Origin of the sequence: Atlanticothrix silvestris CENA357 (assembly GCF_016056295.1) — a bacterium.
GTDB lineage: Bacteria > Cyanobacteriota > Cyanobacteriia > Cyanobacteriales > Nostocaceae > Atlanticothrix > Atlanticothrix silvestris.
Window position 1 is genome coordinate 21966 of sequence record NZ_JAECZB010000020.1, and the last position, 20887, is coordinate 42852.

19 protein-coding genes are annotated in these 20887 nt (G+C 40.0%); 10 read left to right on the forward strand and 9 right to left on the reverse strand.

Annotation, left to right across the window (positions count from 1 at the left end; translation table 11 throughout):
* Window positions 1-65: 65 nt before the first annotated feature.
* Both I8751_RS10660 and I8751_RS10670 read right to left on the reverse strand, forming a co-directional pair.
* Window positions 66-722, reverse strand: a complete 657-nt coding sequence (locus I8751_RS10660; protein WP_214439136.1) for a DUF2301 domain-containing membrane protein — start codon at window positions 720-722, stop codon at window positions 66-68.
* Between the two features lie 158 nt (window positions 723-880).
* A complete protein-coding gene (locus tag I8751_RS10670) occupies window positions 881-1711 on the reverse strand; it encodes an SAM hydrolase/SAM-dependent halogenase family protein (protein WP_214439137.1) in 831 nt (276 codons plus the stop codon).
* A gap of 111 nt (window positions 1712-1822) precedes the next feature.
* On the opposite strand from I8751_RS10670, the gene pirA reads away from it, so the two are divergent.
* Window positions 1823-1978, forward strand: a complete 156-nt coding sequence (gene pirA / locus I8751_RS10675) for an arginine synthesis PII-interacting regulator PirA (protein ID WP_214439138.1) — start codon at window positions 1823-1825, stop codon at window positions 1976-1978.
* Between the two features lie 165 nt (window positions 1979-2143).
* On the opposite strand, the gene I8751_RS10680 is transcribed toward pirA, so the two are convergent.
* Entirely contained in the window at window positions 2144-3091 is a 948-nt protein-coding gene (locus I8751_RS10680; RefSeq protein WP_214439139.1) for a DUF2382 domain-containing protein, read from the reverse strand.
* A 394-nt stretch (window positions 3092-3485) separates the two neighbouring features.
* Here I8751_RS10680 and I8751_RS10685 point away from each other — a divergent pair, with 394 nt between their 5' ends.
* Window positions 3486-4382, forward strand: coding sequence for an S-layer homology domain-containing protein (locus I8751_RS10685; protein ID WP_214439140.1), 897 nt, complete (start codon window positions 3486-3488; stop codon window positions 4380-4382).
* Between the two features lie 267 nt (window positions 4383-4649).
* Here I8751_RS10685 and I8751_RS10690 read toward each other — a convergent pair whose 3' ends face one another.
* Entirely contained in the window at window positions 4650-4844 is a 195-nt protein-coding gene (locus I8751_RS10690; RefSeq protein ID WP_214439141.1) for a hypothetical protein, read from the reverse strand.
* Between the two features lie 364 nt (window positions 4845-5208).
* Between I8751_RS10690 and sppA the strand changes: the two genes are divergently transcribed.
* The 5 genes from sppA to I8751_RS10715 all read left to right on the forward strand — a co-directional run bounded on the left by sppA (window position 5209) and on the right by I8751_RS10715 (window position 10106).
* The gene (gene sppA, locus I8751_RS10695) at window positions 5209-7044 is read left to right on the forward strand and encodes a signal peptide peptidase SppA (protein WP_214439142.1); all 1836 of its coding nucleotides are present in this window, start codon (window positions 5209-5211) and stop codon (window positions 7042-7044) included.
* Window positions 7045-7251: 207 nt separating this feature from the next.
* A complete protein-coding gene (locus I8751_RS10700) occupies window positions 7252-7452 on the forward strand; it encodes a hypothetical protein (RefSeq protein ID WP_214439173.1) in 201 nt (66 codons plus the stop codon).
* Between the two features lie 201 nt (window positions 7453-7653).
* Complete coding sequence (locus I8751_RS10705; protein ID WP_214439143.1) at window positions 7654-8910, forward strand: GNAT family N-acetyltransferase; 1257 nt, start codon at window positions 7654-7656, stop codon at window positions 8908-8910.
* Complete coding sequence (gene ruvX, locus I8751_RS10710; protein ID WP_214439144.1) at window positions 8891-9391, forward strand: Holliday junction resolvase RuvX; 501 nt, start codon at window positions 8891-8893, stop codon at window positions 9389-9391. Before I8751_RS10705 ends, ruvX begins: the two co-directional genes overlap by 20 nt.
* A gap of 142 nt (window positions 9392-9533) precedes the next feature.
* Window positions 9534-10106: a DUF3727 domain-containing protein gene (locus I8751_RS10715; protein ID WP_214439145.1), complete on the forward strand. Its 573-nt coding sequence runs from the start codon at window positions 9534-9536 to the stop codon at window positions 10104-10106.
* A gap of 75 nt (window positions 10107-10181) precedes the next feature.
* Here the strand turns inward: I8751_RS10715 and purN are convergent, their stop codons facing one another.
* Window positions 10182-10823 (reverse strand): phosphoribosylglycinamide formyltransferase, encoded by a 642-nt coding sequence (gene purN / locus I8751_RS10720; RefSeq protein WP_214439146.1) that lies wholly within the window; start codon window positions 10821-10823, stop codon window positions 10182-10184.
* A 24-nt stretch (window positions 10824-10847) separates the two neighbouring features.
* Between purN and I8751_RS10725 the strand changes: the two genes are divergently transcribed.
* Window positions 10848-11732, forward strand: coding sequence for a carbohydrate ABC transporter permease (locus tag I8751_RS10725; protein ID WP_214439147.1), 885 nt, complete (start codon window positions 10848-10850; stop codon window positions 11730-11732).
* Between the two features lie 113 nt (window positions 11733-11845).
* Here I8751_RS10725 and I8751_RS10730 read toward each other — a convergent pair whose 3' ends face one another.
* The gene (locus I8751_RS10730) at window positions 11846-15277 is read right to left on the reverse strand and encodes a hybrid sensor histidine kinase/response regulator (protein ID WP_214439148.1); all 3432 of its coding nucleotides are present in this window, start codon (window positions 15275-15277) and stop codon (window positions 11846-11848) included.
* 514 nt (window positions 15278-15791) lie between these two features.
* On the opposite strand from I8751_RS10730, the gene I8751_RS10735 reads away from it, so the two are divergent.
* Complete coding sequence (locus I8751_RS10735) at window positions 15792-16448, forward strand: pentapeptide repeat-containing protein (protein ID WP_214439149.1); 657 nt, start codon at window positions 15792-15794, stop codon at window positions 16446-16448.
* Window positions 16449-16582: 134 nt separating this feature from the next.
* On the opposite strand, the gene I8751_RS10740 is transcribed toward I8751_RS10735, so the two are convergent.
* The 3 genes from I8751_RS10740 to fraC form a co-directional block, all read right to left on the reverse strand.
* A complete protein-coding gene (locus I8751_RS10740; protein WP_214439150.1) occupies window positions 16583-17362 on the reverse strand; it encodes an ABC transporter permease in 780 nt (259 codons plus the stop codon).
* A gap of 211 nt (window positions 17363-17573) precedes the next feature.
* On the reverse strand, window positions 17574-18611 hold the full coding sequence (gene fraD, locus I8751_RS10745; protein WP_214439151.1) for a septal junction protein FraD: 1038 nt from the start codon (window positions 18609-18611) through the stop codon (window positions 17574-17576).
* Between the two features lie 175 nt (window positions 18612-18786).
* Window positions 18787-19335, reverse strand: a complete 549-nt coding sequence (gene fraC, locus I8751_RS10750; protein WP_214439152.1) for a filament integrity protein FraC — start codon at window positions 19333-19335, stop codon at window positions 18787-18789.
* 237 nt (window positions 19336-19572) lie between these two features.
* Here fraC and I8751_RS10755 point away from each other — a divergent pair, with 237 nt between their 5' ends.
* Complete coding sequence (locus tag I8751_RS10755; RefSeq protein WP_214439153.1) at window positions 19573-20709, forward strand: cob(I)yrinic acid a,c-diamide adenosyltransferase; 1137 nt, start codon at window positions 19573-19575, stop codon at window positions 20707-20709.
* Window positions 20710-20887: the final 178 nt, after the last annotated feature.

Consider the following 20887-nt stretch of genomic DNA (forward strand, 5'->3'; position numbering starts at 1 on the left):
TTTTAAGCCTTGTTTTGATCATAAAACCTCATGATTTTGTATAATCACATTTGAGGTCTACTGCATTAAGCCTTGGCTGAATTTTGTTCTTTTAAATAAGCAAACACAGATTTATCTCCAATATCTGGAGGAATTGCTTGCATTGCTTTACGCAGAGCAAATACCAAAAATAAAACCGCCCAAACTCCTAATAAAATTTGTTCCCCTACCGTTGGTAAAATTCCGACTAAATGTCCTAACAATAATAGTGGGACTGTGACGGTTAATACTTTAGTTTCCAAACGATTAAAGCAAAAAGCTTCTTTGAAATAAATACCTGTCAAAGCAACGAAGATAAAACCTACGCCAAATAAAGTCAGAGGCTGATTATAAATCGTGACAGCTAAAGGTTCACTACTAGATAATGCCAGTACTACTGAGGTAATGCTACCGATCGCCCAAAAAATTTGCAAAAGTCGGTGTAATAAAGCCATGTAAATATGAATGGTCAATAAACTGACACCAAGAGCAAGACTAAAGCAGGCATACAAAGGTGTGAGTAGGGTAAGGACAGATGGATTATTGTTTAACAACACCAAACCACTGCCTACAGTAAAACTCAGTGCAGCTATCATTAATCCAGCGCGGTAGATCATTACCCCAGTGCGATCGCTTTGATTAATGGTAAACTCCCCAAATTGACCTTGATAAACTTCCGGTGCAGATAGTGTTTGTGTAGTCATATCAAAAAATAATACTGTTAATTTTCTTGTAGCATTTAACGAGAACTGGCTGACAGGTTACTTTTTACTATTGCGGGCAGTTAACTGCACTTGATGTTATCTCTAGGTTACATGATTAATTACATTCTAGAATTTAGGCAAAAACCTATGATGGGAATTTATCTATTTTCTGGAGTCTGGTTGTTTTCCAAAAATAAAACTTGTAACTGATCTGGTAAGTTAATCTGCAATTGTAAGTGTGCATTACCGCTATTTATGGCAATTTCTACCCAGCCGTGACTCCCTATTAAAGCAATGGCTGCGCCAATTTTGACATCACTATAGGTTTCAGCACCCGGTATAGTCAACCCAGCAGCTTGCACACACCAGCTTTTACTTTGCACATAACTTCCTGGAATGTTACTCACTAAGTTGCCAAAATAATCAATATATTGAATACAACCCATCACACCAGTAGCTGTCTTGTTGCAGATATCTATATCCAGCTTTACCAAAGTTTCTGGGTAGATTTCTTGTCCTAGCTCTTTAAGAGAGATACCACTAGCAAGATTAGCTGCCACTGGTGCAAAGATATCTCTACCGTGAAAAGTTTTGCTTGGTTGAGGGGTTCGCCAATAATCAGGATTTGTGAGTTCAACTGCTGCAATTGCTGGACTTTGAGTTAATACTCCACTGAATATGCCATTATCTGGCCCTACGAGAAAACCTTGAGCAAATTCTACTGCGATCGCCCTGCGTCTACTACCTACCCCTGGATCTACCACTGCGATATGTACTGTCCCTACCGGGAAATAGCGATAAGCATTCATCAAACAAAATCTAGCTGCGGCGATGTTTTGCGGCGGAATCTGATGTGTTAAGTCTACCACCGTCAGTTTAGGGTTGATTTGAGCTATTACTCCCTTAACCACGCCAACATACACATCGCGATCGCCAAAATCGCTTAGCACAGTCAGAATTGCTCGTTGATCAGTTGGGCGATTGAACATAGCTTGACAATAAAATATAATAAATCATAATATTCTGTAGCTGTTGCTACAGAATATATGTTATGTTAGGAAGACAAGACATAAAGAGAAACTTTTAAGAGGTTAACTATTATGAGCCAAAATAGAATGCAAGTTGCTAGTCAAGCCAAAGAAGCACATAGACAAAATATCCAAAGAAGCCTACAACATAGACTGCAAGTAGCCAAAGCTAGTGGTGACGAAAGGCTGATTCGTCAATTAGAAGCAGAAATCAAGTATTTCGGCTAAATTAATAGTTTTAATACTTTGTTGTGTGAAGTCCCGCCCCGGCGGGTTTTATATTTTCTATTTCTTTTTTATAAAAAACACAAAGCATAAAAGGGTTATCAACTAATTGATAACCCTTTTTACAATCTCTGTTCTTTTAACAGAAAAACAATCAATGCTTTTTACCTATATTCTTCTTTCCTTGATTGATTCATCGCTTTTATTAATGTCTAATTCTTCACGGCGAAGGGTTTCTTGAGCCTCTACTGTATCTTGTTCTACAACTTTCTTGACTCTAACTTCCTCACGCAAAACAGCTTCCTTGTGAATATCAGGAGTCTCTTCGTAAATGTCCACACGAGCAACTTCTCCTTCACGGAAGTCAACATCACCGGGAGAAACTGTCCTACCTGCATCTGTGGGAGTAGTACGTTCAATCACTACTCGCTCTTTTTCGATTGGAACTGAAACTTGTGCCCTCTCAGTTTCAACATGTTTGCCAACTGCTACTTCTCCCGTTTTAACGCGAGATTTATTTGCAACTAACCGTTCTTCGTACAATTTGAGACTTTGATGATTCTGCTCATTCATATTGTACAAATCTGGTTCTTTGTCGTAAGTATAAGTCTCACGTTCATAAGTAGGCCTTGGCATGGGTGTAGTTTCCCTTCTTGCCGGCTCAGTATAAGCTGCTGGAGTGTCTAAAGGTGCTGAGCTTTCTACAGGAGTTTGTACATCTAAAGGTGTTGATGTCTCTAAAGGCATTTCTCTTGTGGGAGTCCGATAAACTCCGCGCAACTGTTCCTCATAATCGTAATCAACACGTTCCAAATTATGGAAATCAGGTAAGTTTTCTACTTGCTCTCTGGTTAAGCCTGTTGCGTAGATCCGTCTATCAGAATAACTGGTGCGTGAGCGTCCAATTGGCAACAACACCTGCTTACCAAAAATCCAAAAGCCTGTATCAACAACTAAATAGCGAAAGCAACCTGAATCATCTACTAAAATATCTTTTACAGTGCCAACTTTTTCGTCATTTATATCTGAATAGACATCAAAATTTTTGATGTCGTAGTTATCAAAATCAGTATCTTTATAGTTGGTAGCAAAATCTTCCAGTTTATAAAGAGTCATAATTATTTTTTAGCTCACTGTCTACACTTCCTATGCTAAACCTTTATCGTATTACTCCATCTTTCTGATGGCTGAATTGAATTAAATCAAAAATTAATACCTTTAGGGGATGCAAAAATTAAGTATTCTGAATGATAATTTAAATAGATTGTAAGTAGATTGTAAGATGTTGCCCTTAAGATAAAAAATTTAATAGCTACGCTGCTGAAAAATTCCTCTTCCAAACATCGAACACAAAAGAGAGTGTAGCGTCTCGTTCAGAATAATAGTAAATAAAAAGAGAAGATTTTACAAATAATAATTTATTTAATACTGTGATTAAAATTATTAATCTTTAACTTAATTTAACTTACTTTTTTATAAAAATTTAGACACTAAAGGAGGACATTATATAATGTCTATTTTCTCTAACTTATCAGCATTAAGTGCATCTTTATTAACTTTAGGGCTAGCAGTAAGTACAACTGCTCAAACTCCTTCAGTACAAACTAGTTTTCCTGATGTTCCACCTAATTATTGGGCACAACCATTCATTCAGCGTATGGCCCAAAGAAGTATAGTTGTTGGATATCCAGATGGAACGTTTCGACCAGAACAGGCTGTACAGCGTGATGAATTTGCAGCAATGATTCGCAAAGCTTTTAATCAAGAACAAGTGCGACAAATACCAAGTGGAAGTGTTTATCAAGATGTGCCTGATGGCTACTGGGCTGAACCTGCAATTGAAGAAGCCTACCAACAAGGATTTATGAGTAGCTATCCTAGTAATACATTTCGCCCAAATCAGCCAGTTTCCAGGGTTGAGGCGATAGTTACTTTAGTTAATGGGCTAAATTTGGCACCAAAAACTCAACAAACGACTACAACAGCACCTACACGTCGTATAGCTAAAAAACCTATATATTTTCCTTTAGCAATTACTTCCTTGATGCAGCCTTTAATAGTGCCTCAAGCGAAGGTTGCAAAAGCGCCTACCCCTCCCCCAGTAGAATCTCAAACAACTGCTGTTCAAGAACCTGTTGCAGCAATTGTTAGTGACTATTATCAAGATTCTCAAAGGGTTCCTAAGGATGCCGTCGATGATGTAGGAATAGCCACACAAAAAAATATGGTGGTTAATTATCCAAATCCTAAGCTTTTAAATCCTAATCAGCCTTTGAAACGCGCAACAGCCGCTGCTTTAATTCATCAGGCGTTGGTTGCTCAAGATAGGATAGAACCTCTTCCTGAAAATGCGGAAGCTTATAACTATATTGTCCGACCTGAAATTAGCCAACAAGCTGCTCGGTAATTTTCACCAATACTGGTTGACCAAGAGTGCATAAAAGCGATCGCCTGCTTATTTTTAAGAGGCGATCGCTTTTTGGTAAAATCATAGCTATAAAGAGTTTGCCCTGGCCAGATAAATATAGACTTTGTACGCCTTTGCAATCCGCTGGTTGAGACTTGTGCAATATATCAAATTCATTTTGTTAGAATAGAATATTAGGCTTAATTTCTAGTTTCAACCGATTACTTTAAAGTAGGCTCTACACACTTGTGTGAAAGTGCTTATTCATTATATCTGCTCCTCTGCTCGCTTGCTTTGTTCAATTTCAGTAATGTCACGCACAATGATCCACCGCCAGGCTGTGAACTTGCGTTTAACGTCGTAAAGAGGAGCTACAATTATACCTGCATCAAAAGGCTCAGTGTTGCGGGGCTGTATTTTTAATGTCCACTCTTGCACATACTCAAATTCACTGTTACCCAACTGGCTGAGTTTGGAACGAAACTCCTGACGCTCTTCTACAGTAAAAAATTAAGATGAAAATGTCGGTACGATTCCGTACAAGTCTATTATGTTGAAATAAGCGCTAAAAAAGTGAGTAGAGTCTCAATACCTCTGATGGCACACAATACTTCAGGTTGACTCCATAACTTAGTTGAGATGTTAATTGCTAAAATCACTACTGTGTTGTTTTTTACTAGCAACACCAACTTGTAAAACTTGAAAAATTCTGCAAGTTTACAAAGAATACAATAAATTTAATGGGTATTGAGCATGGGGAAAAGTCTTACTACTCTACCGCCAATTTTCCAGATAGGTCATCTATTGATTGATAACTAAATAACTAATGAGTAATTTTCTTAAACAAACTTTAGCTAGCTTAGTAGGTAGTTTACTAGGACTAATGGTTTTTTGCGGTATTGGTACTACAGGACTATTTTTGTTGTTATTCGCAGTTGCGACTTCTAAAGATACTGGGCCAGCAGTGAAAGATAAGTCAATAGTTGTTTTTGACTTGTCAATGAAAATTACCGATAGAGAACCCAGTTCTAGCGAGGTATTTCAGCAAACTTTCTCAGGTGTAAAAGAAGAAAGGATGACCCTCCGTAGCGTTCTAGATAATCTAGAAAAAGCGCGACAGGATTCCCGCATTGTTGGTATTTATTTAGATGCCACAAGTACAAGTACAACTAATAGCTTAGGCTTTGCCTCTCTTAAAGAAATTCGCAAAGCCTTAGAAGAGTTCCGCGCTAGTGGAAAAAAGGTTGTGGCTTATGGTATGGACTGGTCAGAGAAAGAATATTACCTAAGTTCGGTAGCAGATACAATCGTGCTTAATCCTTTAGGGATGATGGAAATCAACGGTTTGAGTAGCCAACCAATATTCTTAACCGGAGCATTGGAGAAATATGGCATTGGTGTTCAAGTCGTGCGGGTAGGAAAATTTAAAGGCGCAGTAGAACCATTTCTTCTCACTAAACTAAGCCCAGAAAACCGCGAACAAACACAGAAATTATTAGATGACGTTTGGGGAGAATGGCGAACTACAGTAGGAACTAGCCGAAAAATTAATCCCCAAAAGCTGCAAGCGATCGCAGATAGTCAAGCTATATTAGAAGCTCAAGCAGCTAAATCTAATGGTTTAGTGGATCAAGTAGCTTACACCGATCAAGTAGTTACTGATTTGAAAAAATTGACCGCTAGCGATCAAGAAGCTAAAACGTTCCGCCAAATTGATCTGACTGAATACGCTAGAGTTCCCAACAAGTCTCTAAGTGTAGAGCGCGATTCTCAAAATAAAATTGCTGTGGTATATGCAGAGGGCGAAATCGTTGATGGCAAAGGCGAAGATGGACAAGTAGGAGGCGATCGCTTTGCCAAAATCTTCAACAAACTACGACAAGATCAAGATATCAAAGCCGTTGTACTACGAATTAACAGCCCTGGTGGTAGTGCTACAGCATCTGAAGTAATGCAACGAGAAGTGCGGCTGACTCGTGAAGTAAAACCTGTTGTTGTGTCGATGGGTGATGTCGCAGCTTCTGGCGGTTATTGGATTGCTAGCGATTCCAACCGCATTTTTGCAGAACCGAATACAATTACAGGCTCAATTGGTGTATTTGGAGTTTTATTTAATGGTCAAAAGTTAGCTAATGATAATGGCATTACTTGGGATACGGTCAAAACTGGACGCTATGCTGATAATCAAACAGTTTCTCGTCCCAAGTCACCCCAAGAGTTAGCACTTTATCAGCGTAGTGTAAACCGTATTTACAATTTGTTTCTTAATAAAGTTTCTCAAGGACGAAAAATACCAGCCCAAAAAGTAGCAGAGATTGCCCAAGGTAGGGTTTGGTCAGGTGTGGCGGCCCAAAAAATCGGTTTGGTGGATGAAATAGGCGGTTTGAATGCGGCGATCGAATACACTGCCAAGCAAGCTAAACTGGGCAAAGATTGGAAATTACAAGAGTATCCTCAAGAAAGCAGCTTTGGAGAACGCTTTTTTGGACGAGCAATTGACGAAACACGCACCGTTTTAGGGATTGAAGGCGCACAAATTAAATCAACTAATCCCTTAACTGCCGAATTTCAGAAAATTCAACAGGAAATTACGATTCTACAAAAGATGAATGATCCTCAAGGGATTTACGCTCGCTTACCCTTCAATTTTAAGATTGAGTAGAATTCAGTTGTCAGTTGTTAGTTGTCAGTTGTCAGTTGTCAGTTGTTATTCTTCTTGCCTTTCATGCTGCCTGCTCTCTATCTCAAAGCTGGTATCTCAAAAATCGTTAAACTTCTTTGCGAATTAAGAAGCTAGGAAAAGCAACGTGATAAGTTTTGATGATGTGAAGAAATAGCACAGGATTAATCTAAGGAGAACACAGTGGCAGTGGAATCTAATTTCTTAACGAGCGCATCTGTACCAAATGAAGATTTCAGTGAATATGTTGCCCATCTGCAACTTCACATGACTTTGCAAGCTCGCAATCTGGTTCCAACCCTGAAGCCGATACTTGAAGATAGCCGGGAACAATTACTCCATCAGACCCAAGCTAGCTTTGAAAAGGTAATTTCTCGGCAGGGTCTGTAAAGTATACAAACTTTAACTAAAATTCAAATAAAATAAAAGCAGATATTATTGAGCTAACACCAATGGTGCGCTCATTAGGTCTGCTTTTTTGTTTTTCTAAGTATTTTAGTTAAAAAAATCACCCTTTTGGAGCAATAGCAAGGAGTCCAAAGCCGTTAAAATAAGGCAGGAGTTCCTCTGACCCAATTTAGTTAGGGCTAAATGGCAGCTCGAATCAAAATGACTTCATTACTTCCTCGAAATCTCAGCGTTGTCGTCCGTCCAGTCCAGTACCGGGACTTAGACGGAATTGAGCGAATAACTCAAGAGTCATTCACGGACTCTGCCCCAAACTGGGCTGGCTTAGACATACGCCAGATGCAAGGGCTGCGCCGCTGGTATGGGTTACTCAAGTTTTTGAGTTGGTTTCCCAACCCATTACAGTATCGTTTCTGTGCATACGTAGCAGAGCAAGGGCGTATGCTTTTAGGAATGATTCAAGTGTCGCCATTTAATCGTACACGCAGTACTTGGCGGGTTGATCGGGTAATGCTGGAGCGTGGTACCGATAAACAAGGAATTGGCTCCCAACTTTTACGTCATTGCTTTGAGTCGATTTTAGAAGCTCGCACTTGGCTATTAGAAGTAAATGTGAATGACAAAGAAGCGCTGGCACTTTATCGGCAAAATGGATTTCAGCGCCTAGCAGAAATGACATATTGGGAAATTGAACCGGAATTACTGACTGAATTAGCACAAGCAGAGCCAGACTTGCCTAATTTGCTACCAGTAAGTAATGCCGATGCTCAGTTACTGTATCAATTAGATACAGCGTCAATGCCACCTCTGGTGCGTCAGGTGTTTGATCGCAATACTCGCGATTTCAAAACCAGCTTATTCAGTGCTTTAACAGATGCTGTCAAGCAATGGATTACTAAGATAGAAGTTGTGAGTGGTTATGTATTTGAACCCCAACGCAAGGCGGCGATTGGTTACTTTCAGGTGCAACTTGACCGCAAAGGTGAATCTCCTCACGTCGCAACGCTGACGGTTCACCCTGCTTATACTTGGCTGTATCCAGAGCTACTCTCACAACTGGCTCGTATTGCTCAAGATTTCCCGCAGCAAGGGCTGCAACTAGCTTCTTCAGACTATCAAGCAGAAAGAGAAGAATATTTAGAGCGAATTGGAGCAAAACGTATCGAGCATACTTTGGTCATGTCTCGCTCAGTTTGGCATAAGCTCAGAGAATCTAAATTTGTCTCACTTGAAGGGATTCAGTGGACTGAAGTGCTGCAAGGTTTACAACCAGCTCGTAAACCAATACCGGGCGGTATGTCATGGGTACAACCAGGAAAACAGCCAGCGTCAGAAAGAGTAGTGCCAAGCAAGGCTGAACCGATTAACTTTACATGCAAAAACTGTAGCCAGGAAGCATCTTGCCAGCCTGAATCTACCGATGTCAATCAGGAGAACTAATGTGACAACGCAAGAGCAACCAAAGCCGTTAATTTTAGCATTAGGGTTAGATCTTGGCAGCAAGCGGATTGGTGTAGCTGGATGCGATCGCACGGGTTTGATTGCTACGGGTATTACTACAGTTGAGCGCACGTCTTTTGACCGAGATGTCGAGCAAATACGCTGCATAGTTAATGAGCGTCAGGTAGAAATTTTGGTGATTGGCTTACCTTACTCAATGGATGGCTCTTTAGGATTTCAAGCCCGTCAAGTACAAAAATTTGCCAAGAGACTCGCTAAGGCTCTCCAACTGCCTATAGAATACGTAGATGAGCGATTAACCTCATTTCAAGCAGAGCAAATGCTCATAGCTGAGAACCGTTCTCCATCAAGGCATAAAGGCTTAATTGACCGCAAGGCAGCTTCTTTAATTTTGCAACAATGGCTGGATACTAAACGAGCCAACTCTCGCAAATCATTGGCAGCAGCTATAGAATATTAGTACTTTTAACATGATATTCTGAAGTCTATTACCCAGTATTTGTATTTCCGTCTGAAGCTATTTTTTTGGCATCATAATATGTCATTAAACAGTAAAGCGATTTTTACAGTTACTGGTATTTATAAAGTTTCACAATTCGGTTATGTTTCCCTCTCCATTTCCTGAAGAAAATGATCGCGCTCATGCAGGTTCCATCACTCTGACCGATGACACAGGGCGATCGCTAGAATGTTATATTGAACACTCGCTCTCCGTAGATGACCAAGAATATGTTTTACTACTTCCTGTAGATTCACCCATAGAAATTTTTGCTTGGCAAGGTGAAGACGAGGAAGAAGAGGCGGTTCTAGTAGACGATGATGCCATTATTAACCAAATTTTTGGCACTGCTCAAGCTGTCTTAGCTGAGCAGAACCTCATTGTAAAAAATAGCGCCTATGCTTTGACTGTTGCAGGAGATTTACCTCCAGTTGAAGAGTCAGAACTTTTCACCTTAGAAATTGAAGACGAAGAGGCAGAATTAGAGCCAGAGCAATTACAGCTACTTGCCAACTTTTTTCATGAAGATCAAGAGTACGCCATTTATACGCCTCTTGATCCCCTGCTGTTTTTTGCCCGGATGTCGTCAACAGGTCAACCTGAATTACTGTCTCCAGAAGAGTTCCGCAAAGTACAACCACTATTAGAAGAACATCTTTTTAATGAAGTGGAATAAGTTTATAAATCCTCAATTAAAAATTTAATTGAGAATTTTTAACAACCAAAATTTGCACAGTCAAAAAAGACCAAATTACCTTTGTGCTGCAAGTGCGATCGCTTGTGGCAAAATCTGGTGTTCTTGAAGTTGAATCCTAGCGTGCAGTGTTTCTGATGTGTCGTCTGGCAACACAGGCACCGCTGCTTGGATTAATATTGGGCCGCTGTCCACTTCTAAACAAACTAAATGAGCTGTACAGCCACTAATTTTGACTCCAGCGGCCAAAGCTTGCTCTACAGCATTAACTCCTTTAAAGCTGGGCAATAAACTAGGATGGACATTGATGATTTTGTCGGGAAAGGCATCAATTAATACTGGTGTCACTAGTCGCATCCAACCTGCCATAATCACCCATTCGACATCATATTGTCTTAAAGTTTGGACAATTTGCTCATCAAAAACTTCGCGGTTGTTGTAGTTGCGGTGATTTAACAAAACCGCTTCTACGCCTCTGTTGGCTGCCCGTATTGGGGCTTTAGCTGAAGGGTTGTTATAAATTAAAACTTGAATTTGGGCGTTGATTTGCCCTGTTGCGATCGCTTCAGCAACTGCTTCAAAATTGCTGCCATTACCAGAAGCCATAATTCCCAGTTTTACAGGATTGTCTTGAGAACATGGGTCATTGCTAATGCTGGGAGAAACCAAGCTAAAGGTAGAATCAGGGCGGAGGGTCATAACAGCAAGGAGAAAAAATTATAGATGCAAAAGAAATATAATACTAAGTCGTGGTTAGATAATGATACATTTGCCGCTTGGACTTTTCTTACACCGGCATTAGTTTTGCTCGGCATCTTTGTTATTTGGCCAATTGCCTATTTGTTTTACCTCAGTTTCACCGCTGGTAGTTTCACCTCCTCTGGAATTTATTGGATAGGCTTAAAAAACTACTGGCGCTTGTTACTGACTTCTGACTTCTGGCAAGTTCTGGGTAACACTGCTTATTTTACTGTTGCCACTGTCATTCCGAGTTTAGTCATACCATTAGGGTTAGCAGTACTATTAGACCGTTCCCATGCTTTGCGGGGAATCTTGCGGAGTGCCTATTTTTTGCCTTCAATCATTTCTCTGGTCGCGGCTGGTCTAGGATTTCGCTGGTTGTTCCAAAACACCGGGCCTGTAAATGCATTTTTAGATGTGTTTGGCATTCCACCAATTTCCTGGCTAGGAGACACATTTTGGGCAATGCCAGTATTGATTATATTGAGTATTTGGAAACAACTAGGTTTTAATATGGTGGTATTCTTGGCAGGGTTGCAGGCAATTCCTCCCAGCCGCTATGAAGCAGCAGAACTCGATGGAGCTAATGCTTGGCAGCAATTTTGGCATGTTACCTTACCGGGATTGCAACCTACTTTAATATTTGCCACAGTTACGACAGCTATTTTCACGTTGCGGAGTTTTGAGCAAGTTTACGTGATTACAGGCGGTGGCCCATTAAATTCTACTAACTTGCTGGTTTATTACATTTACCAAGAAGCTTTTGCTCAATTTGACTTTGGTTATGCAGCAGCAGCAGCAACAGTACTATTAGCATTTACTTTAGTACTAGTGTACTTCCAGTTACGCACTTGGGGCGAAGAGTAGAGGCAGAGGAGCAGGGGAGCAGGGAGCAGGGGGAGCAAGAAGAATGACAACTGACAACTGACCACTGACCACTGACAACTTACAACTGACAACTTACAACTGACAACTTACAACTAACTACTGACAACTAACTTTTTCGTCAGTCTATTAACAGCGGCAATTAGCTCAGAAGGTTCCGCTGGCTTAGTGACATGCATCTGAAAACCTGCGGAAATCGCTTGTTGCTGGTTATATTCTCCAGCATAAGCCGTCAGAGCGATCGCGGGAATTTGTCCACCTTCATTTGGTGCCCAAGCTCTGATTTGGCGAATCAGCATATAGCCATCTATTTCGGGCATACCAATATCGCTGAACAGCACATCTGGCTGAAAATCTGCTAATATTTGCAACGCTTCAATAGCGGAGGAGACTGATATCACTTCCGCCCCTTCTTCTTGCAGGACAAAGCTGATAAAGTCCCGTGAATCAATTTCATCATCCACAACCAAGATTTTCATTCCCTGAAGGCTACAATTGGAGGTTATTCCTCCTTCTTTTGACCCTTTTGCTGCTGCCATTTGTGTTGTCAAAAGTGGTAACTGGACTGTAAATGTCGCTCCTTGATCTTCACCTGGACTTTCTACCAGGACTGTACCTCCGTGGAGTTCTACTAATTGTCGCACGATCGCCAGTCCCAGTCCCAATCCCCCAAATTTTCTGGTAGTGGCACTATCTGCTTGCCGGAAGTAATCAAATACGTGGGGTAAAAAGTTAGGATCAATTCCTTTACCTGTATCCACAACTCGGATTTGAATATAAGAATCAATACGCTCTAGGTAAACTTGTACTTGTCCACCTTGGGGTGTGAATTTGACAGCATTAGAGAGTAAATTCCAGATAATTTGCTGCAAGCGATTAGGGTCGCCCATTACTAAGAATGTTGAATGGGGAGATTGTTTTTGAGGCTCGATAGATTCAAAATTTACATCAATGGATTTTGCTTCGGCTGCTAAACGTACTGTCTCCAGGGCACTAGAAATTGTGGATACCACATCGACAGTATTAACATTTAATGTCAACTTCCCTTGAAGAATACGCGACACATCCAACAAATCTTCAATCAATTGAGCCTGTAATTTGGCATTTCGCTCAATGGTTGCTAGGGCTGTTGCTGTTTTTGAGGCATCAAATTTCCGGCTTTGGAGTAGCTTAGACCAACCCAAGATAGGATTCAATGGGGAGCGCAGTTCGTGGGAAAGCACAGCGAGAAACTGGTCTTTAATACCGTTGGCTTCTTCGGCTTGAGTACGTGCCCGTTGTTCAGCTTCGTAAAGTCTGGTGTTTTCAATGGCTATTGATGCCATCTGAGCTAATTGGACAATAATAGCTTCATCTTCTTCAGTAAACTCACCTTGGTATTTATCGCTTAATTGAATCAGTCCGATGTTATGACCATCTCGCGCAATCAAAGGTGCGGCTAGCCATCCCCGCATTGGTGGATGCTTATCGGCTTCCTGCCCAAAACCCCGCCACTGAGGATGAGCTTCGAGTTCAGCTTGAGTCATCCGCATAGGGGAATTCATTTGGCAAATGTAAGCATAAATACCCGAACCATCGGGTTTTCCAAAATAATTTTGCCATGCAGCATATTTATCTGAGAGCGAAATTGAATTAATCGACTGTGCCCAGTTTTGATCAATTGTCATACTGGTAACAGATTGGTGTGCGCCGATAATAGCGCGTGCTTGTTCTGTAATTATACGTATAACTTCTTCTATAGATAGTGCTGAATTAATTGTTAATGCTGCCTCGGTCAGCCCATGCAGTTGGTTAGCATATTGCTGCGATCGCGCTAGCATGAGTTCTCGTTCTGCCTCTGCTTGTTTGCGATCGTTAATATCAATACATGAACCGATATAACCCAGAAAATTGCCTTCTGAGGTAAAACGTGGCATTCCTATATCTAAAACCCAACGATACTCGCCATCAAAACGTTTGAGCCGATACTCCATTCTAAATTCTTGACGGGCGTTAAACGCATTTATATAAGTATCAAAATAACGCTGTAAATCATCAGGATGTACACCTTGCAACCAACCATGACCCATTTCTTGCTCCATTGTACGACCTCTAAACTCCAGCCAAGGTCTATTGAAGTAATAACAGAGTTGGTTTGTGTCCGACATCCATATTAGGGAAGGAGATGCATCTGCCATTTGACGAAATAATTGTTCACTTTCCTGTAATGCAGCTTCTATTCGTTTGCGTTCTGTCACATCTAGTACCTGGGATAGTACTGAAATTAATGTGCCAGATTCGTCACATAAGGCAGAATTATACCACTCGCAATGAACAATAGAGCCATCTTTGGCATAGTTACAGTTTCGAGAAACAACCTGTGTTTCACTGCCGTTAGATAACCGCTTAACAACATCATTTACAACCTCTATTTCTTCCGGTAAGATAAACTGCCAATCGCTCAACTTCTTACCGATGACTTCCTCCGGTTGCCAACCAAAAATTCGCTCGGCTTCATAAGACCAACGAGATATGCGAAATTCGTGATCCCATTCAATTACTGCCAATGGGGAGTTTTCTACATGGAAAGTGAGTCTTTGTAAAACATCGCGCAAGGACTTTTCAGAATGTTTGCGCTCAGTTAAATCCATGACAAAACAGACACAAGTAGGTGGAGACTGCTGCAAAAGAGCGCCACCAATCAAAATTGGAATCAGACTGCCATCCTTACGGATATACTGTTTTTCAAAGGGAGCAAAACAACCGAACTTTAAAAGTTCTTGTAATGCGTTGTCGTCTAAATAGTGATATTGGGGAGGTGTCATTTGCCGCCAACTGAGCTTTCCTGCTAGCAAATCCTCATGGCTATAGTCCACCATCTGGAGAAAAACATCGTTAGCTTCTATAATTTTTTCAAAATCTGCCAAGACAATACCAATAATATTAGAGTCGAACAATTGTCGAAAGCGAGTTTCACTTTCTTGTAGCGCCTCTTCCATCCGCTGAGATTCAGTGATGTTTACTTCTAGTGTTTGACACTTAGAAATGTCTTGGACAACAGCATTTCCTACTAAATCAATGTCTCCAGACTGCTTTCGTTTTTGCTCAGTGATATCAGTAAAGGTAAATACAACTGCATAGGGTACGTTTTCGTGTGCCAAAAATAAAGGCTGCGAGTTCATTAACAGCCACATTAACTCAGCGTTTGGCTTATAGAAACCAACAATATTAGAGCAGGGCTTACCTGTACGCAGGGCAATCATCGCTGGATGAGTTGCAGCAGTTAAGGGCGAACCATTTTCATGAACAAGGTACAATCCTTTGTCTGAATTGGCCTGCTCAGAAAAATCAAGGCAAGTCCATTCATGTATTTGCTCTGTTGTAAGTCCTAGAATACTTCCAGCGCTGATATTACATGCTTGAACACTGCCATCCGCCAATAAAAGTACCATCCCCTCTTCTGTAGTAGCCATTTTTGTACTGCTACGTGGAGCATTGTTTAATTGCTGATTACTGAGGTGATAATCAAACTTTTCTTGATCTTGCATTTTGTCGGTTTACATGAACTGAACGAGACTATTTTGCTCAATAACTGAGGTTTGATTACTGGAAAAATTCTTGAATAGCAGAGTTATATACACCATTAAATATACTTTTACATTCAGAAATCCCCGTTTTCTTTTAATCTACCGAGAGAACTAAATAAATCCTCCTATAGATAGGGGTTAGATAAAAATTTACTTTTTTCAGTTATTTATTATTTGCAATCTTATTTTTTTGGGATTTACTGCAATCATAAATAGTTAGTGATGAAATCTATATAGCGAATCAGTTATTAATTTTTAAGCATGACATTTTTTTACATTATCAATTTTTCCTGACCTATGTCAGCATTTTTTGTTGTGTAAACTACTTAATCAGTGCATTTTCCGTTAATTTTCGATTTTTTCTCAATTTATTACTGATTTTTGATTCAGCTGATTGCCGTCTGGGGTGTACTCTCGATATACAGTAACTCTCAAAATAGACTTTTACGATTATTTACACTTTGAGGTAAATACCATGAAAAATTATGCTGACAAACAGGAATTAATATTAAGTCAAATCAAAGATAAATTTTGTCAGCGCCGGGATTTTAGCGGATGTGATTTGAGTGGTATCGACTTGAGAGCAGTTGATTTAAGTGGTGTTAACTTGATAGGAGCAGATTTACAAGGGGCTAATTTATGTGGCTCTGTTCTTACTAGTGCTAATCTCAATGGAGCGAATTTAACACAAGCGAATTTGCGGGGAGCTAATTTATATGAAGCCTCTTTGTCGGAAGCTAATTTAATTAATGCTGATTTAACACACACAAATTTGTGTAGAGCTTCTTTGTGGAGAGTACAATGCAATGGCTGTAAACTTTGGGGAGCTTCTTTGTGTGATGCCGATTTTAGTGAAGCAGATTTGACTGGAGCCACATTAATTGAAGCATCCTTAATTGAGACCAATTTAGTTAGAGCAAATCTCACATCAGCACAATTATGTGGAGCAATACTATTAGAAGCTAATTTAACTGAGGCAAATTTAACTGGCGCAGATTTCACTTGGGCAAACTTAACTAAGACAAACTTAACTGATGCGAATTTGCATGAGACAAGAATAACTTATGCAAAGCTCAGAGATACTATCATGCCCGATGGTACCATTCACGACCCTCAAATAGTTATTTTTTAATTAAGAGTTATGGCCGGGAAGCAGAGGGGCAGCACTTCGACTACGCTCAGTGACCGGGGAGTAGGGGGCAGGGTGAACAAGAAAAGTAACAACTGACAACTAACAACTGACCACTGACAACTGACAACTGACTATTAAAATTCACGTCGTGAGAAAATGAAAATAGCGATCGCTAACAACATGGCACTATAAAGTAAACCATAACCTGCATTTGTAATCAGTACAGTTGCATTGGGTAGCGCTTGCAAACCATAAACGGCATCATTTTTTAAATCCAATCGCGATAAATCTGGCAAAATGAGATATAAAAACTGAGTCACACGTTCCATAGCAGGGTTACTGCTCAGACGACCAAGTTTTAATAAATCTTGAGTGATGTTCCCCATTAAGTACACTGCAAAAGTGAGAGTGATGGCTAATAGAGAACTAGTAAATACACCAAAGGTAATAGCTACGGCGGTAATTAAAGACAACTGGAAGAATAAAAAAACTGCTGCAATCAAAATGCTGAATATTGAATGAGGAATATTCCCCAGTTGTAAAAATATCAGATAAATTGCTGTCATGATGGCGACAAGTACCGCCAGCACTGATGATAAACCTAAAAATTTGCCAGAAATAATTTCACTACGACTAACTGGCTTGGCAATCAATACCAAGATAGTGCGTTTATCAATTTCTTTGTTAATCAGTCCCGTACCAATAAATATGGCAACAACTAAGGTAATTACACTCATTGTTACCAGACCAAAGTCTAAAAACACTTTGTTTTCAGTTGTGGCTGCAAATTCAGGTAAGGCGCGGATGGCGATCGCAAGTATCAGAGTATAAAAACCGATAATATATAATATGCGATCGCGTATCACTTCGTGAAATACGTTTTTGGCAATTACAAAAATTCTGCTCGGAGTCATTAATATTTGTTAGTTGTCAGTTGTCAGTTGTCAGTGGTCAGTTGTCGGTTGTCATTCTTCTTGCTCCCCCAGGGCGAACGCACGGGATTTCCGAAACCCCTACTGGACAAGGATCTTGATGAAAAAATAGGCTAAATTAGAAAACGCCAAAACCCTTGCCATTGAAGGATTCTTATACTTTAGATGCGTTTGCCCTGCTTGCTCCCCTGCTTTACTGCTGTGCTGGTGGCGCACCTGCAATAAATTTACTGATGCGATCGCATTCAATTTCTGCAATTGTGCTTTTATCATTTGATAAACTAGCGGTTGTGTTGGGGTTAGTTATAGACCCGGCAACTGGTTCAATCCGACAAGATTTTTTCAGGTAATATCCTTTTGGGTTAGAAGTTGGGCCTTCCCAGATACTTAGTAAGTCTAATATGTATCCAGATTTAGTATTAACTACACGCGGTTCAATGCTCCATAGTTCCTTTTCTTCAAATTTTGCTAAGTTTTTATCTATTACTTGCTGGCCTAATTTTCCTACTTGAGTTTTCGCATCTAGCAGCCATCGCTCGACTTGTGACCAAGGTTGGCCAGCTAGTTCTGCTTCTACTATTGGTTGTAGTCTATCTAGAATTAAAACGCCATTTTCTGGTACTTTTACTTTTTTTGCATCTTCCATTCTGATCACAAAGGTACTACGCTGAAAATCATCTGTAAGTAAACTGGGATATTGCTTTAACCAGTTATCCATCACAAAGTAAAATTGAATCCAGCAGCTTAGCACCATACAACTAGCTACCAAAACTGTAATTCTTTGGCGAACTTCCGGTTTAGGTATCTGAGCTTTAGAATCTGTACCAGTACCTTCAAAAAATTCTGGAATTGCTGTAATTAATGCAGATATTGTAGGCCAAAGAACAATTGTTCTAGATGTGATTCCATTATCTTGATTTCCAAAAGCAAAAACACTAACTAAGAATCCAGTTATCACTGCTCCTACTGGCATAAAAGTACCCGGAACCCTTAAAGGATCGTCAGTGGTATACCAAGCTGTACCAGCAATTAAAAATAACCAGCCAAAAAATGCAATTATATTTTGGATGTAACCTATCGCAAAAAATGAAAGTACCCAAGAATAAACACTCAAATAAATTAATGTCTGCCAAGAGTAAGCTTTGGGCGGAACTAATATTGTCCTAATTCGATTATAAACATCTTGAAAAATTCCTAAAAGACCGAATAAATCTTTAAATAAGAAATTCATAATTTTACCTTAAATTACATTTAAGTAAGTCGGTGCAATAAAACTAAAATGTGTGAATGAAAGTAAATAAAGCTCAAACTCTTTTTCCCCCTGCTCCCTGCCTTATCAGAACAATAATCATTTACGCCGATCTACTTATTATTTAGCTTGCAACACTGGATAATTTTAATTATCTTTATCTATTGCGAATTAGCAAAATAAGGCTAATAGCAGTGTAGCTGAGGGAATTGGCTATTAGTGTAGTAGTAACTAAATTTGTACTTTGAAATCTAGCTCTAGTGGCAATACGCCATTTTAGACGTTGAGGTGGTTCTAAAGTATCTTTCTTTTTTCCCATATTTTCGCTTAATAAAAATACGAAAAGTTGTAAAAGAAAAAATTTCATCAGAATAGTTGTAAAGAAAATTATAAAAGCAGTTAAAATAAGTAAACTTTGTGTATTAGTTGATCTAAAAATATTAAAGAAGACAAAACTAATTAACTCTGCTTTAAAATATATTGGTAAGATTGGCTCTAAAACAAAAAATAGGAACCAACCAAGTGCGCTGGAAAAGAGATTAACAGAAATGGCATAGAAAGTGCTAGTTTTTCTGTCAAATTTTAGCCTTTTATAGAAAACATAAGCCTCAATAGGAATAGCAACCAGTAAAAATAAGAAGTTAAACAAGATTGCACCAAGGGGAAAAATCCTGGGAAGAGTCCAATCTCCAAATAGATCAAACATACAGGCTCAATGATAGGGGTTAACTTTAGCGAGTATAGCTGCGATAATCAGTCTAATGGAGGCAATTATTCTGTTGTAATTGCTGTTTACCGTCTTGGTATGCCAGTATACTCCTATTTATCTTGTTAATATATCTCGCAGACTCTTGTATAGAAACACCAGAGCAAAATTATGTTTACCTGCTAGTGCAAGACCTTCGGTAAGATGAAAGACTGCAATTTTACAGCTTTTTGAAAGATGACAAGGAACGGCATAGGTATTCGCACAGCGCAAGTGCGTTCTGAACGACTCACAGGCCAAATTCACGTTTACGACGGCGCGGGAAAAGGTAAGTCCCAAGCGGCTTTAGGGGTGGTTTTGCGCTCGATTGGCTTGGGGATAAATACACCAAGCGATTCCAACCGCGTTTTACTGCTGCGGTTTTTAAAAGGGCCAGAACGTGATTATGACGAAGATGGAGCGATCGCAGCTTTGCAGCGCGGTTTTCCTCATCTGATTGACCAAGTTCGGACAGGTAGAGCAGAATTTTTTGGCCCAGAAGAAATTACCGCTTTCGACCAAGCAGAAGCCGCGCGGGGTTGGGATGTAGCTAAAGGAGCGATCGCCTCTGGGTTGTATTCAGTAGTTGTTTTAGATGAAATTAACCCCGTCCTAGATTTGGGTTTACTTCCAGTCGATGAAGTGGTAAAGACATTAAAATCCAAACCCCACGACTTAGAAATTATTGCTACCGGACGCGCCGCACCCCAAAAGTTACTTGATATTGCGGATCTGCACTCCGAAATGAAACCCCAACACCACCCAACAGCTAAAGCACTATTCATTGAGGGTATTGAAATTTATACTGGTGCTGGTAAAGGTAAGTCTACTAGCGCCCTCGGTAAGGCTTTACAAGCGATTGGTAGGGGAATCAATCATCCTGGCTCTACTAGGGTGTTAATTATGCAGTGGCTCAAAGGTGGTAGTGGCTACACAGAAGATGCTGCGATCGCGGCTTTACAGCAATCATATCCAGAAGTGGTAGATCATCAACGCTGTGGTCGAGATGCGATCGTTTGGCGCAATTCCCGGCAAGAATTAGACTACGTAGAAGCTGAACGCGGTTGGGAAATTGCCAAAACTGCGATCGCCTCTGGATTGTATAAAACCATCATCCTTGATGAACTCAACCCCACCGTTGACCTGGAATTACTCCCCATTGAACCTATTGTGCAAGCTTTGCTTCGCAAACCCCGCGACACTGAAATTATTATTACTGGTCGCTGCCAAAATCAACCCGCTTACTTCGATTTGGCTAGCGTTCACTCTGAAGTTTACTGTCACAAACACTATGCCAATCAAGGTGTAGAACTGAAGCGCGGGGTCGATTTTTAAATTAGTCAATAATCAAAGGTAAAGAATCATTAACTATAGATTATGGAAAACAGTAATTTGCTCGATTGGGTTACAGGCGGACTGGCAATCGCTATTATTTTAGGTGGTTTTCTAATGATGTTTACTACCATATTCACCACCAAGCGAAAATAACTAATATCTTTGTGGAGTTAAGAAG